The sequence below is a fragment of the Bradyrhizobium stylosanthis genome (genome assembly GCF_001641335.1).
In the GTDB taxonomy this organism is placed as follows: domain Bacteria; phylum Pseudomonadota; class Alphaproteobacteria; order Rhizobiales; family Xanthobacteraceae; genus Bradyrhizobium; species Bradyrhizobium stylosanthis.
The window spans coordinates 1-17576 of sequence record NZ_LVEM01000014.1 but is presented as its reverse complement, the minus strand read 5'-3'; the positions used below and the strand labels follow the sequence as shown (position 1 = coordinate 17576).

The following is a 17576-nucleotide window of genomic DNA, read 5'->3' as shown; positions in this document are numbered from 1 at the left end:
TTTGAGCGGTTGGCCTCGGCGACGATGCGGACGCCCCTGGCCTGCAGACTGAGCGTGACGATCTCGCCCTGGAAGTCGTTGCCGACCTTTTTGAAAGTTCCGATGCTAGCCATGTCACTTCTCCTTGAGTTGTTTCGAGCTCCGCGACCACCGCGGCCTCGATGGCGATCTGACGGCCGAAGACGATCGGCGACGCACCCGCTCTTTCGCGGGCCGGAGCGGAGCGGAGGACGCCGGCGGGGAGACTTTCTTGCCTCGCGAGGAATGGGGCGTAGCCCAGGGGAAGAAAGTCTCAACCGGCGGCGTTGCGGCTCAGACGATCGAGGCGCAGCCGGTCTTCGGCCAGATCAAGCCAACGAGGCAAAGGTGCGTCCGAGCGCTGAACACAGACTTAAGCGGAACAAGACCTGGCAGAGGCGGCTTCGCAACACAAGAAGCAGGCCGGTTTCGAGGTAGAGAAAGAAAGAGCATGCGGGAAACGGCGGCATTGCGGCTGAGGCAAATGCGAGACCGCACCTCTCCCACAGACCACTGACAGGATCAAACGAGACCGGCACAGCCTGATCCAGGCAACGAAAGGACGCCGCTTTCTGAGGAGCTTTATCGATGAGAGCGTGGACACCTGGTAAAGGAAACAAGCCCAGACATTGCGGCAGAGGGTGCTTCTCACGTCGCTCGACCGTCGGAGCCGGTTGAGGCAGACTGCTCGCCCGCACCTTCGGCGATTGCGGCGAGCCGCACTTCGTTCTGTGACCTTATGACACTTCGCTCGCGTTTGATGCGAGAGATACAAATCAAAAAGCGCGATTTCGGCGTCCGAGGAATGGCGCCAGTCTTCATTAGCTCGATGACATCGCGGGCGCTGGATTCTTTCAATGGCAGCAGTTGGACTGGCCCGGCGGCTGAGCCTACCCATCGCCGCCCCCAGCGTTCAATAATGCTGTGGTGTGGTTGGACGCTCGCACACCGTGACACCGCTTCTTGAAATAGCGAATCCAGCGTGCTCACCAGAGCAGGCAGTATTTCGATCGGTCGCCAATGCTGTACCATCAGTTAGCGATTCACTCCGTAAGCTTGGATGCGAATCGTCACCAGAGGACCAAGGCACGGCAATGACAAGCGTTATTGACCCTTTGCACATTTCGCGCTTCCTTCGAGCGTTGATGATGTCGCTGTCCAGAAAGGCATCCAGCTTTCGATGGGATTCGATTTACATGAGTATGTCTCGATTACACGGACTCTTGCAGCAAAGAAGCCGACATCTCCACCCGGCGCGTGCCGCTGTGCGTGACTGGAGCGGCCTCGCTCTTTCGTATTCATCCGATGGAACGCATCCCAGCGACTATCGTGAGGCCTATCCTGGACCGAGCGCAGCAGCTTCAAAGAAGCAGCTCTCGCGTTTCTTCGCGGAAACGCCATCATCCTGCCGCATAGCGCTGGCGCTTCGATCTCGACACCAATGACTCACTCCGACATCCAAATTAATCATCGATGTGTTCGCAGGCTTTCTCGACAGCCATCAAGAGATGCTGGACGCCATAGAGGCGAGCAGGTGACTGGGCAACCGTTGCGCAAAACGTTGCTGCCGTTGCAGCGCTTTTGAGCTAGGCAAGTTCGCAATCATAGATTCGCAGTAGATTCGCGTTGCTGTGCCAAGGATGGGGCAAACAGCGACGGAGTCTCCGATGGCGGTCCAGCAACTTGCTCCCCTGATATTGAGCAATGATGAGCATGCCGAACTGAGGTCGCTTATGATGCGGCAGAAAGGCGCAAGCTCTGAGAACCCGGACCGTGCTGACCTGTGCGGAGGATGGTCAGAACATTGAAGTGACGCTTGCGAAGAGAACGCGTGTCTGCAGGGCGGAAAACACACACCATCTTTCATGGAAGTGGAAGCCCCGCAATTCTGATTTCCTTAGTGCATCCGCGGCAACGCCGTTCGTCAGCTAATCGTCAGCCAGGCGGTCTATCTAAATTCGCTTCGCATTCTCCCTGGATCGGAGGTGGAATATGACGGGCATTGGCCGACCTGGTAAAGCGCACGTTGAGGCTACTGGAGCTGACAGCACGTGGAGATCGAGCAGTTCGCGCTCGGAATCAAGTCTCGCCCATGCTGAGGGCAGCCAATTGTTCAATTCCGTCGTGGAGCGGATGCGCTCTGGGGCTCAAGATGGAGCGGCGCCGGTCGCAAGCCAGCTGCAAACTTCGGATGTGGCGGGCCCCATTCCTTGGACCGGCGACAAGATCAAGGCAGCGAAGCGCCAAATGGACAGCCTGCTGGCAGAACTTGATACTTGCCGCAATGCGGCCGCGCAGCCGGCGCCGAACGCGTTGGTGGCACAAGAGCTGATTGACCAGCTCATCAAGGCAGGCTCAAACGTTCTGGAGTACTACGCGAGGCTACCCCAGCATGAGGCGCCTAGCATTCTCTCCGACGATCAGGCTCGCCGTCTCCGAGACGAGGTGCTCCATGCGGGGAACCAATGCAACCTACTAGCGACCCCGACCATCTACGCCCTGGAGCAGAGCAGGAAGAGTGCGGCCACTGTGCTCGATCGGATGGTCCAATCGAGCGCTCCCTTCGACCAGCTGAGTCGAGCGATCTCCAGCGTAGCAAACCGTTATACGGCCTGTATGGAGTGGTGGGGAAAGAAGGCATTGCGCTTGGAAAGAATGCAGTCCGTCTGCACCGCCACTTACAATTTACCAAGTACGACGGCTGAGATGCGGCAAGCCGAAGAGGCCGACCTGCGGCTGCACACCGGCTGGGCACTGAATATGAAGTGCCTGCATTTGCAATCGCAGATCGCTCTCTTGCGAATCATGATTGAGCCGCAGATGAGCACATTCGAGCCAGCCACGAGGGAAGTCCTCATGGATGAGAACGGGCGGGTACGTCTGCTAGGAACGTTCATCGATGACGTTTTCCCGGCATTCAACTCTACGAGCGATGCTGTTCTAAACAGCAACGGACGTGCACTCGACGCAGCGCACTGCGCGGTTTTGAAAGGAGTTATGGAGCGCCTTTCGGAACTTGGGCTGGCGTGGCACAACATCGTTGCAAACCTAAGCGATACTGGGACAGCCAACCTCCCATTGGAACTGTCAGGCCAGATAGTGGAAGGTGCGTGGGTCACTGCGCAGGAGGTCATGCGCTTCCTGTCACTGCAGCCGAAAGCGTCAGCGGTCATTGTGCCGCCGACCGACCCTCGGGCTGCGATGCCCGCCAGCACTATCGGCGAGGCTGTAGCCGCCGAAGGCGCTAGAGCGCGGAGGAAGGGGAAAAGCAAGAACACGCGGTCCGCTGGCGCTGGGAGCTCGGCGCCTGGGCAGACCCAGGCGCATGTCGCTATGAACGCCAACGCCGCGGCGCCAGCAGCCAAAGTTGTCGTGCTCTCGGAATTCGGTACGAAGAGGCTCGTGACCGCGGAGGAGGCGCATGCGAGGACGTCATCGTCGGAGACGGCGCACTTGGCGATCTGGCAGGCCCCGCCGTCGATGGAAGCACTGACGGGGCTCCTCAAGCGGTTGGACGAACTTTTGCAATTCGATCTGCCTGGTCAGCAAAGGGCTGCCTCGCAAGCCCGCCACATGAAGCCCGAGGACGCCGAACACGTCGTGGATACTGCGATTGGGCGCCTGAAGACCCAGGTAGCCGAGATGCAGGCCTGTGTAGCCGCGTTGGAGGAGCCTCGTCGACGTGTCCTACTCACGCCTGCACAAGTGCGCGAAGTGCACGACAAAATCGTCCGGCTCAAGATGCTGCGGTCCGAGGCGCAGGGGCTGGGGACGGCTTTGAACGAGCGAAAGGGCACGATGACGGTCGATTGCATGAAGACTTATGCCTATCCGTCGCAGAACTACCTTGAACAGTTGCGCGCGGCCGAGGAGTTGACGCCCGCCGGTTTACCGCGCGCGTTAAAGGGTGAGCCAGGGGTGCTGTTTGAGGTCAAGCTGCAACCCAAGGCGCTGCGCAATGGTGCAATGCCGAACCCGATGTGGGTGCACATCCATACGAAGCGGCCGGTACATGTGTGGCAGTTGACGACGCTGGATGACGCCGAATTCGCCGCTTGCCACGTCAAGTCAAATGCACAACGCGGCTACAATCGGCAGTGGCAGAACGCCCGGGCTGCGACAGGTCGCGAAGACGTCGTGGTTCACCGCGGCAAGCTCACGCCTGCATTCTGCAAGTCCATCTTGAGCACAGTGCATAGCGACGTCCTACACTATCGGCTTGCCGAGGCGGACCAACTGTCGACGCAGGCCGCTCGACTTGAGATCTAGGGGCACGCGATCGAGTATTGAAACGTGGTGACACCATTAGTCAGGCCGACGAAATCGGGAGCCAGCGGGCGTAGCCAGGGTCATACAGCAGTCCGTAGCCCGAAAGCTTCAGAGAGGAAGTACTTTCGCTGTTTGTAAATCATGGCCAGGTCTCGCGAGACAGCAGCAGAACCAGCTTCAACCCGGGTGCCGAAGCCAAGCGGCCAATAACGTTGCCGGAATCGCCAATCACGCGCGCGGCTTCGCTCGGTCTGGCGGGACCCGGTCGGGACGAGGGAAATCGCGGTCGCCTGTGCCTTGCTCATATGACGAGGGGCCTCTCACGGCCCGCGTAGCCCGGGCCGGTGCTGATCGACCGGGGGTTATTCGCGGATCTTATGTAGCCCTCCGGCCTGCACCGAGAGACGTTGGGAAAGACGCTGGTTTGGCGTTCGATCAGGTGTATCGATGGTTAGAAAGCCGCTCGCCGCGCGCGACACGCAGGTGCAGATTCTGCTGTTCATCGCCCGCTCTTCAATACTGAAAAACACATCACGATGATCGACCTCAGCCGACGCCTCCAGGATCGGCAGCACGCAAAGACCGCATTCTCCGCGCCGACAGCCAAAGATCATGTCGACGCCGGCATCTTCAAGCGCCTCCAGCATGGAGCGATTTACAGGGACGTCAATTTCCAGGCCCAATCGGGGAACTCTGATCTTGAACGGGGCGCCCGCGAGGCGACCGGCATTGCCGAACGTCTCGTAGCGGAGGTGCGCAGCGGGCCTGCCCGATTGGCTCCAAAGCTGTTTGGCCGCCTCCAACATGCCGAACGGGCCACACACATAGAGCTCACCGCGCGCGTCTAGTTGGGCTATCTCGCCGCCGATGTCGATCCGCTGTCCCTCTTCACTGACGAAGAGCTGAAGGCGTTCCCCGATGGAAGTGGCAAGCTCGTCCGCGAAGGCGAGGTCGCGACGGGTCCGTGCGGCATAGAGCAGGCGGAAGTTCGCTCCGGCTTGCTTCAGCGCCAGCGCCATCGTGTAGATCGGTGTGATGCCGATCCCGCCGGCCAGCAGCAGGTAGTCCGGCCGATCGTAGCTCAATTCGAAGCTATTTTTTGGCTTAAAAATCGTGAGCCGTTCGCCCGCCTTGAGGCGCCACATGCCGATAGACCCGCCCCGACTCGACGCGAGCCTCTTGACGGCGATGCGATAGAGTCCGTCCGCACAAGATCCTGCCAATGAATAGCTACGAAGCTGCGGTCGCCCGTCGGTCGGCACGAGGACGTCAATGTGACTGCCAGGCCCTAGATTGACCAATGGGCTGTCCGGCTCAATCTCGAAGAGACGGACGTCAGGAGTGAGATCGCGCGTGGCGCGAAGGCATGCGCTGATCGGTTCGGTCGGCTTGGCCATGACTTCACTCACTCGGCCGCAACGTCAGCGATCACGGGAGCATGCTCGTTAGCCATCATCCGGTCGATCAGCCGCCGTGCCCAGAGCGCGCCCGCATCGATGTTGAGATCGTAAAAGGGAGAACGCGGGTTCTTGTCGATAGCAGCCTGCTGTGCCTCCAAGACTCGGTGATCCTGATCGTAGACCCCTGCCCCGCCATTAACGTGGGCAAGCTGGAGCTCGCTCGTCAGCTGCGCGTCATCCTTGCGATAATTCCTGACAAAGTTCCAGAAGTAGTGGCAGGTCGTCTCCGTTTCGGGCGAGATCGCCGCTAAGAATGCGCCGCTGACCCCGTGCGAGCGGTCGCCTTGCGGCGCGCCTGTATTTGTCAGCGCCACGCCGACGTCGCCGACGACGATCGAAGGCGCCTGGAACGTCACGATCTGCCAGCGATCAACACGGCCCGGGCGTGCAAGCTGGCGGCCCCAGAAAGGGGGCGGATCGATGTCCATCATCCAGCGCGTCATTGTCGCTGTGTTATCGGTGTGGGTCACATCGAAGGGCGCGGCCGTGATCGCCTCGTCGCCGATGCTGCCGGCATGCACATAGGTCTCGTGCGTGAGGTCCATCAGGTTGTCCACAACCAGGCGATAGTCGCACTTCAGCTGATAGAACGTGCCGCCGTCGCCGACCCATTCTGTGCCATCGTTCCAATGAAAATCTGGAATTTTGGCGGGGTCCGCCAGCGCTGGATCGCCAGGCCACAGCCAGACCAGACGATGCCGCTCAGCCACCGGATAGGTACGCACGCAGGCTGACGGATTGATCGTTTTCTGCGCGGGCATGTAGGAGCAGCGGCCGGCCGAATTGAACACCAGCCCGTGATAGCCACACATGACGTCGTCGCCCTTGAGATGTCCGAGCGATAGCGGCACCAGCCGGTGCCAACAGGCATCCTCCAAAGCCGCGACAAGGCCATCAGTGCGGCGGTAAAGCACGACGTCCTTGCCGCAAATTTTGCGGGCGGACAGCTCGGGGGCGATCTCATGTGACCATGCAGCCGCGTACCAGGCATTGAGCGGAAAGGTTTTGGGTGCGTTCATAGGCTTCTCCATGGTAGAGGCGATGGTCGCGGGCCTGCCGCTTTAACTCCCATTTTCGAGCAGATTGCGTTGGCAATAGTAATCGGACAATCGGACAGAGTTGATAACCGTTATCTTCTCTTTCGATAGGGTGGTGTGATTTCGCGACGAGGGACTTAAGGCGATGGCAAAGGATTGGGATCCACTTGCGATTGATTTTGCTGCGATCCGCACTTTGCGCCTAGTCTCGGAAACTGGGCTCGTTTTCGAGGGCCGCTGAAGTGCTCGGTACGAACCAATCGACGATTAGCTATACGATGGACCGGCTGCGCGCGGCGTTTCACGACAAGCTGTTCGTGCGCCAGCATGGCGGGATCGCACCAACGCCTCGATGTGTCGAGATCGTTGAGTGTGCCAGCCGCCTGCTTGAAGGCTTCGAGGGCCTAATGCGGCCGACGGATTTCGATCCCGCAAGCGCGTCCGGGCAAATCACGATCGCCTGCAACTATTACGAACGCTCAATCATTCTGCCGCGCACCATTGCAGAAATCAGACGCCGGGCGCCGCGCCTGCTGCCGGAGATCAAGACGGCGCGCGCGAAAGGGATGGCGTATCTCAAACGCGGCGAAGCCGATCTTCTCATTGGCCCCTATGAGGTGCAGGAGGAAAACTTCTATCATCGCCATCTGCTGGATGACCATTATGTGTGCGTTATGCACAAGGGCCATCTGCTCGCCGGCCGGAAGTTGCGCGTCGACGACTATGTCAAAACGAACCACGCCGTCGTAACCTATGGAGGAACCTGGCGCTCAGGCTACCTCAGAAGGCTCGATGAACGCGGCCTGTCGCTCAACCAGGTGGTCTCGGTGCCGAGCATCTCCGATCTAACCCACATTCTCCCCGGCACGGATCTGGTCTCGACCGTGCCAAGCCGCATCGGTTCGAACATCGCCAAATCCGTCGTGGCAACGTCGTGTCCTTTCCCCGAACCGTTTCAAATCGGCATGACCTGGACGTCCCGGACGCATCATTCTGCCGCCCATCGGTGGCTGCGGCAACTTATGGCCCGAATTGCCGGCACTCGGCCGTACAAGACCGCACCCACCGCGCCTTCCGGGCGCAGCCGGGGCAACGTCAATGCCCGAGTTTGAATCTCTCGACCGTCGGCATGCATTTTCTCTTCTCCGGCTGGATTTCGCACGGACCTTCCCGTTTTCTTTTAGCTCCGCCGGCTTCGACGATCGGCACGACGGAGCCATTTCTGGCGGCCGTCCTATAAAAGGAGGCGGAGGCATGAAACTCATCGGGTCGATCCTCCGGTGGTTTGCATCGACGCGCGACATCCGCACGCGGCTTTGTCTGCAGGCGTGAACAAAAGCGATCAGATTGGCGCGAGGGCTCGCCGAGCTGGTCCGTGACGGCCCGTATTGGGAGGTCAAGGTCAAGAGCGAGGAAAATGAGAGTATCCGAGCTATGCTGTCGCGAGATTCGGCTCGTGACCATTCGTCGATCTATCGAGAACCAAGTCCGAAAGCTCGATCAAATGGCTTGCTGTTTCCAGGCAAGATAGGACTACAGTTTCGCAATCTGTTACGCGAGCTTTGGGTGAGGATCATCAGCTTCTCAGTGTGATCGAGCCTATTTTGCTAATCCATGAGCAGATCTGCAAGCAACAACGCAGGTTCTACAACGAAGTCCGCCAGTTGGCGAAGTCGGATGAGACGACACATCGCTTGACGACCGCCTCTGGTGTCTCGTGGTGATCATTTTGACGTTCTGCCGTAAGATCGATGACGCATGGCGCTTCAGATCGGCATCAAGCGTCGGCGCCGTCTCGTCTAAAATTCTCCGAGAAAATCGTGCTCGAACAACAACGACATGCGAATCTAAGCGCGCTTTAGACTCCCCAACTGAGGACACAGGTGAGGCAGAAGCACTATAGCCAAGCCAATGCGAACGGTGAATAAAATCCCGCGTGACAAAATCAGGGTGGCGGGAGTGCTCGATGCAAACGCTGAGGACTCAACGCCATCGCGCATCGCCTCTTAGAGTGGGTCCAGAAAAGAAGGGTTTTCCGGAAAGATCGTGCGTAAACAATCTAAAAGGCGATGGCGAGCCCTCATTCTAGCTTTTTGGCAGTCCCTCACAAAGGAATGGCTGCTTCATAGCTCAACGCCGTGGTCCCTGAGCACTTGGCGCATCAGCTCGCCCTTAATCTCGCAGGCGATCTCGTCGCGGATCTTTGCTCCGAACTGCAACTCGGCATCGCTGTTTCCGGTCAGGTCATGATCGGCGAGCCGTTGCTTAAGGCGACTCTGGAAATCCTCGTCCATCGCCTCGATCAGCCGGTCCTGCATTTGTGCATGGGCTTCGGGGGCGATCCGCCTCACGACCGTCTCCCAAGGTTGCCAGCGGGTTGCCAGATAGTCGGCGAAATCCGCCGCCTCCTCATTCCGCACCTGCTTCTCGGCCGTGGTGAGGTCGTGCTCAGTGACGTAGGAGACATCAAAGAACCGCATCTTCGGAGCCATCACCCGCAGATCCAGGCGCTCGCGTAGCTTGACCTGATAGGCGAGATAGACTTCGACCTCATCGACGAATTGGAGCGAGCCGGCTTTCTGACGAGCAATCCGCTCGAGTGCGCCCAGCCGGAACATGACCCGCGCCTGGGGGACGAGCTCGCCGAGACGATGGTCATAGGCCCCCTCCTCGACATCAGCGTTTAGGCGTGCGATTTGCATGCCGTTCCAGGTCAGGGTGATGCGATCTTCGCAGGTCTCGCTCGCCCCAAACGCCAGCTGGAAATACTGCTGGCGCAACCTCGGCCTGATCGCGGCTTGCCGCAAATCATCCAACACTGTGTTTCGGAATTCCAGGTGCCTATAACTCACAGTCTCTCGCAGCCTGTTGAGGAAACGCATATATTCCCGCGCACCCGGCTCATTTGCGAATTTCTGCAAGGCGGCGATCGCCTCCGGCTCGCCCTCCATCCCGTTCGCTGCTACCTCCGTCAGTGGTCGTGCTGGAGCGCTCGCGGTTCCCTCATTCATCGAGAAGAAGACCCGGGGACCGCTATAGCCCGGGGCATTCAGGGCTGCCGCCAGATTTGTCCGCACCCCCTCGGATAACCGGTTACCCGCCAGTTCAATCCTACACGCAGAGCCTAGCTGGGTTAGCAGCGTCTCCGGCAGGCTTGTCAGCCCGTTGCCTTCGACCCCGAGTTGCCGGAGCGCTGCCGGAAGGGCATCAGGCAGACTGGTCAGATGGTTGTTGGCGACGTAGAGCCGCAGCAGCCCAGCCGGGAGCGTATTGGGCAGATGGGTCAGCAGATTGACGCTGGCGTAGAGCCGCAGGAGCCTAGGCGGGAGTGTATCAGGCAGGGCCGTTAGTAGATTGCCGTTGACGCTGAGCTGCTGCAGTCCAGCCGGGAGCGTTTCGGGAAGGTTGGTCAGCCGGTTCTCGTCGGCGTTCAGATCCCAGAGCGCAGGCGGAAGAGTCGCGGGCAATTGGATCAACTGGTTGCCGCTGGCGTCCAGCTGCTGGACCTGCACCGGAAGGGCGGGCAAGGTTGTTAGGGACAGCGACGACAGATTCAGCGGCAGCGGCGTAGAGGCATTGGCGTTATGTCGCCAAGCTCGCACTCGCCTTACCGCCTCTTGCCGGTTCTCGTTCAGCCCCTGATTCACATCGCCAGCCCAAGCGTCCAGGATTTGATCCTGCGACTCCTGCGAACGAGCGGACTCCCGCGCTCCAGTCAAGGCTTGGACCCACTGAGCCGCCGCCTGAGGGAGACCGCACAGGCAACCTTGCCGGTGGCTTTGTTCTGATGAAGTACCGGCGCTCGACTCGGCCCGCCCTGTGTTCATCAATGCTCGTTCTCCTTCGGCCAGATCAGCGTGTCAGTTTCGGTAGACAGTCTCTCCTATTCTGGGGGGTTTAGCTTTCGACGAGCTGACGGGTCTCGCTAGTGATACGGCGATGGAAACCATATTGGTCCTTCGAAGCTGCGGCGTCATGCCCAACTAAAGCCAAGCCACCGTCAAAGGAAGGTTCGAACCGCCAGGTTAGTTGGCAGCGCATGCCCGCAGCCGACGTTCGGCGAATGTGGTGCGCGTCGAAGGCAAGGTGGCGTATAGCTTCCCTGCTCGTCAGGACTCGGGCAGGAAGTCTCAACGTCACGCTTTGCTCGTGCCCTGCGCGGGGCCTGAGCTCGGCATTGATTGGTCGAACGGCTTGTTTCAGCATGCTATGGCAAACCTAGAGTGTTATACAAAGTCGGCCCGATCATCGCCAACTGATCCATTCGATGCCGGCCTACCTTTTAGGCTTGATGATCTTACGCGGTGACACGATGCCATTGTAGTTTGCGATCGGCATCGATGCGAAGAAGTTCGCTGGGGTGCATCTTGCGGCCGCTTGTTGGCGTCGCAGCGCGATATCAACTGCGAGTAGCTTGGGATCGGCGCCGGCCAACTCGACAATGCCCGCGGACCTTCAGGTGAAGGGTCACCTCAGTTCGACTTTATCGTCGAAGATCGGTCCGCTGCGGTCACTGAGATTTTTGCCGTCGAATGCGACGCTCGGCCGGACTGCCTATCCTCAAAACGATAGCATTTTCCGACTTCCGAATCGACACCCTGAGGTGCTCGTCACGATGCACAAGGCAGATACACCTCTTGAGTCATGAGCCAGTCAATCGGCCCGCGTCTTTCGCCAATATGGATAGCTTAATTGCCAAGGGGCAATTTGCGCAGCAAAAGTATCGGTCGAGGCGAGAGCGATGGATTGCAGTTGCTCTGTTGCTGCGCATGGTCCGTTGCAATCCCTCGAGAAGATCGATCGCGCCCCTGCACTTAGATCCTGCCGCCGAGTCTTTAACAGACGTTCCATTTGCGCGCCGACATATCGAAAACCACCATGGCGTAGCGAGGGCTGAGTGGGAAGAGATTGACGTCCCTCGCAATAGGATGGCCGCTTCACAGCTCAACGCCGTGGTCCCTGAGCACCTCGCGCATCAGCTCGCCTTTAATCTCGCAAGCGATCTCGTCGCGGATCTTTGCTCCGAACTGCAACTCGGCATCGCTGTTTCCGGTCAGGTCGTGATCGGCGAGCCGTTGCTCGAGCCGACTCCGGAAATCCTCGTCCATCGCCGCGATCAGCCGGTCCTGCATCTGTGCGTGGGCTTCGGGGGCGATCCGGCTCACCACCGTCTCCCATGGTTGCCAGCGAGTTGCCAGATAATCGGCGAATCCTGCCGCCTCCTCATTCCGAACCTGGGTCTCGGCCGCGGTGAGGTCGTGCTCAGTGACGTAGGAGACATCAAAGAACCGCATGTCCGGAGCAATGAGCTGCAGGTCCAGCCGCTCGCGTAGCTTGACCTGATACGCAAGATAAACCTCTATCTCGTCGACGAATTGGAGTGAACCGACCTTCTGACGAGCGATGGGCTCGAGCGCGCCCAGGCGGAACAGGACCCGCGCCTGGTCGACGAGCTCGCCGAGACGGTTGTCATAGGCCCCCTCCTCGACATCAGCGTTCATGCGTGCGATTTGCATGCCGTTCCAGGTCAGCGTGATGCGATCTTCGCAGGTCTCGCTCGCCCCAAACGCCAGCTGGAAATATTGCTGACGCAACCCCGGCCTGGACGCTGCTTGCCGCAGATCATCGGCCACTGCTTTTCCAAATTCCGGATTGCCGCTATTCACGGTGCTACGCAGCCTGTCGAGGAAAAGCGCATATTCCGACGCGCCCGTTTCGCCGGCGAAGTTCCGCCATGCAGCGATCATCTCCGGCTCGCCCTCCATCCAGTCCGCTACCGCCTCGCTCAGGGGTCGCGCTGAATCGCCCGCCGTTCCCTCACTCATCGAGAAGAACACTCGCGGACCGCTATAGCCGAGGGCATTCAGGGCTGCTGCCAAATTCGTCCGCACCCGCGCGGACAGCGGATTATCCTCTACATACACGATGCACTCAGAACCCAGCTGGGTTAGCAGCGTCTCCGGCAGGCTAGTCAGCCGGTTGCCTCGTACCTCGAGCACCTGGAGCTCGGCCGGAAGGTTCTCAGGCAAGCTCGTCAGCCGGTTGCCTCCGACGTGGAGTCTCTGAAGCTCAGGCGGGAGGCTGTCGGGCAGGCTGGTCAGGTCGTTGTCGCGGGCGAAGAGCAACGGGAGATCGCCGGGAAGGGCGTTGGGCAGGCTGGTCAGCCGGTTGCCGTCGGCTTCGAGCTCCTGAAGGTCGGGCGGCAGACTCTCGGGTAGGCTAGTCAGCTGGTTGCCGCCAACGGCAAGTGTCTGAAGTCCGGTCGGGAGTGTGTTGGGCAGGCTGGTCAGCAGGTTGCCGCGGACATCAAGGTTCTGGAGCCCCGCCGGCAGTGTGTCCGGCAGGCTGGTCAGCCGGCAGCTGCAGACACCGAGCGTCCAGAGATTCTCCGGAAGAGTTTCGGGCAGTCTGCTCAGCAGATTGCCGCCGATTTCCAGTGACTGGAGTCCGATCGGGAGCATATCAGGCAGGCTGGTCAAGCGGTTGTCGCTGGCGCCGAGCGCCCGGAGTCCGGCCGGGAGCGTGTCGGGCAGGTGCACCAAGTCGTTGTCGCTCACATCGAGCGACTGGAGGCCGGGCGGAAATGCGGCGGGCAATGTCGTCAGGCCCAGGCGTGGCAGCTCCAGCCGTGCATAGACGTCTCCGGCTTCTACCCAGGCTCTTATTCGTCTTGCGGCCTCGTGCCGGTTCTCGTTTTCCGCCTGCCCCGGTTCGCCAGCCCAACTGTCCAGGATCTGCTCAAGCCGCGCTTCCCTGAGGACGGGGACTTCAAGGTTCGTCAGATTGCTGGCAGAGCTAGATGTGGAAGCGCCCGTGCCGTGCAAGCCGTCGGTCCACTGCGCCGGGGCCGGCGCGAGGGGGAACCGACCGCCTCCTGTTGAAGTATTGGCATCGTCCGGCCGGGGCTGTCGGCTAAGGGTCGATGCCTCGAGGCTGTCCCCCCAAGCAATTGCGGGTGTCGTTGGCCACTCCGACACCACATCATCGGCCTCAGCCCACGAATACTCCTCCTGATCGACACTATCCGTCGGCCAATCGGCAGCTGCATCCATGCCCTGCCGGCAATCTGTCAGGCTGCAACTGCCCCGCAAATGGCGACCGAGATCCGCGGCCGCAAAACGCACATTCTGATCACCCCCTTGCTCAGAGGGTGGATCAGACCGCGACCGCGAGGTGCCTTGTCCGACGCGATCCTCGTGCGGCATGCTCAACTGCTCTGCATCTCTGTTCGACACAACATAGGGCTGGCCGGGGCTATATGAATCGGAGGGTTGGCGTTCGTGCGGATGCAACTCGTTCAGGTGCTGCTGAAAACCCGCTTGATCCGCCCGCTGCGTTTGCAGTCCGTCGTCATGCGTCCGCTCTATGTCCGAGGCCTCGAATGGATTGAGGTTTTTAAACGGATCCATCCCATTCTCCTGGCAGATCGAAAGCCCTGGATAAACACGTTCACGCTAAGAGATTTAGCTTTCGAGAAGCTGACGCGGAATGAGAATAATCGGATCTGTCCTCTAAGATCTCCCGAGATCGTCACCGCCTAACTGCCCCTAGCTGCAGTTCGACTTGCCGAGGCGGACCATACGGCGGTGAGGCTGATTTCTGAGCCTCTCTTCAGAACCTTCGCGCTTCTGGGCGCCGGCAAAAGTCATGCTGGGAAATATCGCAATGTCGTTTTCTTGCCCCGTTCACGGAACGTAACGCCCGCAATGCCCGCCTCTGCATGCCCATATCTTCCGACGAGGCCTCAAAAGCGAACTTCTCCAGCTCGACTTTGTTGCACATCGACCAATAGCTCCGATGCAAGAGCCATGACCCAAGCGCATTCCTTTGCGGGGGGTAAGCATCCAGAGTCTCGCACATTGAGCCTGTCGTAGCCGAGATGCCTCATACTGCGCTGCTCGACCGGCAGACGGATCACTGCGACATCGTCGAGACCGGAAAATCACAGCTCAGGATTCCAAGCCGCGACGATCACGCAAACTGCGCTCGCCTTTTGTCCGCAAACCTGGCCCGTTGCGACGAGTCGAGCGCTAGCGCCTATCCAAGCCGCGCTAAATGGTCAATTCGCCCACCTATGAGGATTAAATTTGCACGCCAACTGACAAGCAGCTTATGCGAATCTGTCAAATATCATGTTTTTCGGAGATTTGACGTGAGGTTATACCGCGCTTAAGCAACGGGCATGTTTCCGAGCGGAGGCGAGCATTGCGTTTGCTAGACGATAAAATGTGCCGTGGTCGCGAACACAACGGGCGAGGCGAGCGCCGCTTGAACTCATATTTCCGGCGACTGCTCGCGGATTACGCGGAGTATCATCGCGCCCCCTGGAATTGCGCGATGCACGTCTTGGGCATCCTGTCCTTGTTCCTGGCCAGTAATCTTCCGCTCGGTCTATGGTTCATAACGGTATTGGGAGTTCAAATCAGCATGGCGACCATGGCGCTCACGCCAGCGCTGATTTTTTGGCTGGCGCTCGATTTCGAACTTGGCGCCGTGATCGTAGGCGTCGCGATCGCATTGCTTGCAGTCGCGACGATGATCCTCAATCATCTGACGACTGTCGGGATGTGGTCGCTTACTGCAGTCCTGATTCTGATCGGCGTCTCATCGTTGATCATTGGACATTTGATATTTGAGCACCGCAGACCGGCAGCGGTCGACCATCCCATCCATCTGTTGGTCGGACCGATGTTTGTCACGGCCAAGTTGGTTGTCGCGCTCGGCTTTCGGCCCGATCTCCGCATCATCATCGGCAAGCCCCGTCAAGCATCTCCCCGGTGACGGGCTTTGTCACGTCGCTCCGCGAGCCGTCGACCGTCCCGGCCGATTCACTGACTGACGCGAAAGTCTATATAGTCGGTTTGCCTCCATTTGCCGGCTACGCTTAAGGCGGCGAAGTCTCTAACAACGTGAAAGATCTTATCTTGTCGGAAAGGCGATAAGCTGGATAGCGGCGGCCGCGAGTATAACGACAAGCACGTAGCGCGTTGTCTTCTCCGATAGCCAACGAAGACCAACGGTAGTTCCGATCATTGCTCCGACAAGAGCACCTAGCGCATATTGCCAGGTCTGCGGTGAAGGCAATTGTCCGACATAAACTGCGCCGACGAGTCCAATTGCGGAATTCACCCAAATAAAGGGAGCGGATAGCGCTGCGGCCTGTTTGGGCGACGCCCACCGCAACGCGATTAGGATGGGGGCGAGAAAAACGCCACCGCCGACACCTGTAACGCCTGAAACGAAGCCGACGCCAGCCCCTGTTGCCATCGTTCCCAAAAGTGGCGCGTCGCAATCTGAAACGTCTTTCTTGGCTCGACCGAGCAACAAGACGGCAGCCGCGATTAGCAGGACGACACCGGTAATAGCATTATAAACCCGCGGCGATAGGACCGTGAAACCTCCAATTAAGGCGGTTGGCACCGAAGCGATTACAAGAGGTTTCAGTTTTTTCCAATCAACATAGGCGCCGCGATTGAAGAGCCACGTTGAATACGTCGCAGCAACGATGTTGAGCAACAATGCCGTCGGCCGCATCTGAGTTGATGGAAATGATGAGAACGCCATTAGCGCCAGAAAGGCTGTACCTCCCGCCTGGCCGACTGTTGCGTAAAGAAGCGAAACGGTAGCAAAGAAGATTGTGAGCATTGTAATCGCGCTTCAAAGTGTCCGGATTAGGCGGATGCGGGATGCTCCCACATACTGATGCATTCGCCGGTGTGTCGGAGGGCTTGTCTCAAGGAAGGTGCAAGGCCAACTTAGCGCCGAAAAGCAATCGAAATGATCCGAGTTGCTTTGCGCCCTACCTCTAACGCGCCCGGAGCCGGGTCGAGCGTTGCTTCAATCCGATAAAGCAAGGTCGCTTCGTCGCCACGCGCTACGATAAACTTGCTGCCGATTACTTTGCCTTCGTTCAGCTTGCGTCTATCGGGCTCTGACTGCCGCCACATCAATCCGGTCCACGCCCTGGTTTCGAGAAACGTCAGAACATCATGCTGTCAGCGTGTCGGCATTGCACCCCATCAGAAATGATAGGTTCCAGCATCTCAGGCTTCTAAGGCTATCCTCCTCCTGGGGTATTTATGCGAGTGCCTAATAGTTCGCGCAGATTGCGCGAAAGGCAACCAAAACGGAGGCATGATGCCGTCTTCGCGGCCTCTGCCTATGGGCACAACAGCCACATGCCTATCCATCTTGGCACCCCCACCCGGCCGGCGGCGCATCATGTCCCCTGCACAGTCTTGTTGAAAAAGGATCTACCGATGTTCTTCTCGCCAAACCTACTTCCCGCTGCATAGCCGAGAGGGGCCCCTCGACATTATCTCCCGCAAGACCCCGCTTACAGCGGTCCTCGAAGCAGCCGGCTTCGGCGTGTGGGCTTCGGCTTCAAGAAAATCGTCTTCATCACGGAAAAAAGGTAGCAGCATCGGTGCGGCTTGCCTCTGGGCATAAGTCTCCTAGTCTCATTTTTAGCCCCCGGGGGGCGCGAATAAAGCGGCCCCGCCCGATGAGATCGGGCGGGGCGTTGGCGTCGCGAGCGCTTACTCGCCGGTCTTGCGGGGGCGGGACCAGAGGAGCGTGTAGCCGTCGCCGGCTTCGTCGTCGAACAAGTTCGCGTAAATCGGCGCGTTGAACGAGGGGTCATCGAGCTTGAGCGAGAGGTAGTCGCGGCCTTCCTCGGAGCGCTTCGACCAGGCTGCCCCGATTTCCGCCCGGCCCACATAGACGCGGTGGCTGGGAGCGTTCTCGTTTGAGCGGTTGGCCTCGGCGACGATGCGGACGCCCCTGGCCTGCA

9 protein-coding genes and 2 pseudogenes are annotated in these 17576 nt (G+C 59.3%); 4 read left to right on the top strand and 7 right to left on the bottom strand.

From position 1 onward, the window contains the following. A pseudogene (locus tag A7X65_RS43510) lies at nucleotides 1-113 on the bottom strand (DUF736 domain-containing protein); the annotation flags it as partial. A 1897-nt stretch (nucleotides 114-2010) separates the two neighbouring features. Between A7X65_RS43510 and A7X65_RS40280 the strand changes: the two are divergent. Further along, complete coding sequence (locus A7X65_RS40280) at nucleotides 2011-4287, top strand: hypothetical protein (protein ID WP_063695012.1); 2277 nt, start codon at nucleotides 2011-2013, stop codon at nucleotides 4285-4287. 362 nt (nucleotides 4288-4649) lie between these two features. On the opposite strand, the gene A7X65_RS40275 is transcribed toward A7X65_RS40280, so the two are convergent. Further along, complete coding sequence (locus tag A7X65_RS40275) at nucleotides 4650-5684, bottom strand: PDR/VanB family oxidoreductase (RefSeq protein WP_063695010.1); 1035 nt, start codon at nucleotides 5682-5684, stop codon at nucleotides 4650-4652. Nucleotides 5685-5692: 8 nt separating this feature from the next. Next, a complete protein-coding gene (locus A7X65_RS40270; protein WP_063695008.1) occupies nucleotides 5693-6766 on the bottom strand; it encodes an aromatic ring-hydroxylating dioxygenase subunit alpha in 1074 nt (357 codons plus the stop codon). A gap of 233 nt (nucleotides 6767-6999) precedes the next feature. On the opposite strand from A7X65_RS40270, the gene A7X65_RS40265 reads away from it, so the two are divergent. Then, complete coding sequence (locus A7X65_RS40265) at nucleotides 7000-7896, top strand: LysR family transcriptional regulator (protein WP_283806204.1); 897 nt, start codon at nucleotides 7000-7002, stop codon at nucleotides 7894-7896. Between the two features lie 1011 nt (nucleotides 7897-8907). Here the strand turns inward: A7X65_RS40265 and A7X65_RS40260 are convergent. Beyond that, entirely contained in the window at nucleotides 8908-10431 is a 1524-nt protein-coding gene (locus A7X65_RS40260) for an NEL-type E3 ubiquitin ligase domain-containing protein (protein WP_347336403.1), read from the bottom strand. 1290 nt (nucleotides 10432-11721) lie between these two features. Further along, a complete protein-coding gene (locus A7X65_RS40255; protein WP_245324084.1) occupies nucleotides 11722-14193 on the bottom strand; it encodes an NEL-type E3 ubiquitin ligase domain-containing protein in 2472 nt (823 codons plus the stop codon). Between the two features lie 859 nt (nucleotides 14194-15052). Between A7X65_RS40255 and A7X65_RS40245 the strand changes: the two genes are divergently transcribed. Continuing rightward, a complete protein-coding gene (locus A7X65_RS40245) occupies nucleotides 15053-15565 on the top strand; it encodes an Mpo1-like protein (protein WP_145670342.1) in 513 nt (170 codons plus the stop codon). 138 nt (nucleotides 15566-15703) lie between these two features. Here the strand turns inward: A7X65_RS40245 and A7X65_RS41355 are convergent, their stop codons facing one another. After that, nucleotides 15704-16429, bottom strand: coding sequence for a sulfite exporter TauE/SafE family protein (locus tag A7X65_RS41355; protein WP_082885262.1), 726 nt, complete (start codon nucleotides 16427-16429; stop codon nucleotides 15704-15706). Between the two features lie 104 nt (nucleotides 16430-16533). On the opposite strand from A7X65_RS41355, the pseudogene A7X65_RS41350 reads away from it, so the two are divergent. Beyond that, nucleotides 16534-16719 (top strand): annotated as a pseudogene (locus A7X65_RS41350) (IS5/IS1182 family transposase); the annotation flags it as partial. A 603-nt stretch (nucleotides 16720-17322) separates the two neighbouring features. On the opposite strand, the gene A7X65_RS40240 reads toward A7X65_RS41350, so the two are convergent. After that, on the bottom strand, nucleotides 17323-17576 hold a 254-nt coding region (locus A7X65_RS40240; protein WP_063690606.1), incomplete at its 5' end, for a DUF736 domain-containing protein.

Bases quoted from the DNA above. Each gene is read 5' to 3' on its own strand.
- A7X65_RS40280 (WP_063695012.1), top strand. From the start codon at position 2,011: ATGACGGGCATTGGCCGACCTGGTAAAGCGCACGTTGAGGCTACTGGA.
- A7X65_RS40275 (WP_063695010.1), bottom strand. From the start codon at position 5,684: ATGGCCAAGCCGACCGAACCGATCAGCGCATGCCTTCGCGCCACGCGC.
- A7X65_RS40270 (WP_063695008.1), bottom strand. From the start codon at position 6,766: ATGAACGCACCCAAAACCTTTCCGCTCAATGCCTGGTACGCGGCTGCA.
- A7X65_RS40255 (WP_245324084.1), bottom strand. From the start codon at position 14,193: ATGGATCCGTTTAAAAACCTCAATCCATTCGAGGCCTCGGACATAGAG.
- A7X65_RS41355 (WP_082885262.1), bottom strand. From the start codon at position 16,429: ATGCTCACAATCTTCTTTGCTACCGTTTCGCTTCTTTACGCAACAGTC.